We start from the raw sequence: 231 nt of genomic DNA, 5'->3' as shown, positions 1-231 counted from the left end.
CTACAGCATCAAGGGGGATCAGGAGATGATCTCCATGAGCTACAAAAAGCTGCCTGTCGATTTGAAGCCTGGAAATGTCATCTTGTGTGCAGATGGAACCATCACTTTCACCGTCTTGTCTTGCGATCCAGCTGCTGGAACGGTGAGATGCCGATGTGAAAACACTGCAATTCTAGGAGAGAGAAAAAACGTCAATCTCCCCGGTGTTGTGGTAGATCTTCCCACACTGAC

The 231-nt window shown here is 48.5% G+C and carries 1 protein-coding gene; it reads left to right on the top strand.

Going from position 1 to position 231, the window contains the following annotated elements; all coding sequences use genetic code 11:
- Positions 1-34: 34 nt before the first annotated feature.
- Positions 35-231, top strand: a 197-nt coding sequence (locus C6N31_RS47520; protein ID WP_232486394.1) for a pyruvate kinase, incomplete at its 3' end; no start/stop codon positions are given.

Source organism: Streptomyces fildesensis (assembly GCF_016107395.1).
Lineage (GTDB): Bacteria > Actinomycetota > Actinomycetes > Streptomycetales > Streptomycetaceae > Actinacidiphila > Actinacidiphila fildesensis.
This window is presented reverse-complemented; position numbering and strand designations above follow the sequence as displayed.